1 protein-coding gene is annotated in these 280 nt (G+C 56.4%); it reads left to right on the forward strand.

The features are described 5' to 3' along the window. Positions 1 to 261, forward strand: a 261-nt coding sequence (locus RMT89_RS42555) for a hypothetical protein (RefSeq protein WP_315889121.1), incomplete at its 5' end; no start/stop codon positions are given. Positions 262 to 280 lie beyond the last annotated feature (19 nt).

The raw sequence follows: 280 nt of genomic DNA on the forward strand, positions 1-280 counted from the left end.
GCGACAGCCGCCACCATGCGCGTGCGCGCTGGTCAGCAGCGCTTGCGAAAATACGAAGGCCACGGCCAGAACCATCATGGTTTTCATGCGGAAACGGCCCCTGTTGTTTTGCCGTTCAAGGATAGTTCTTTGCTGCAACCTGAGCAAACAGGGCTGTGCGCACGTCTAGATTGCAAGCGCCGGCGGCTTGCGAACCCCTTGCCGCGACCCCGGATGATAAGCAAAAACCCCGCCAAAGGGGCGGGGCTTTTTGCATTATAAGTCTTTGTTTTTATTGGTG

Origin of the sequence: Streptomyces sp. P17 (assembly GCF_032436805.1) — a bacterium.
Lineage (GTDB): Bacteria > Actinomycetota > Actinomycetes > Streptomycetales > Streptomycetaceae > Streptomyces.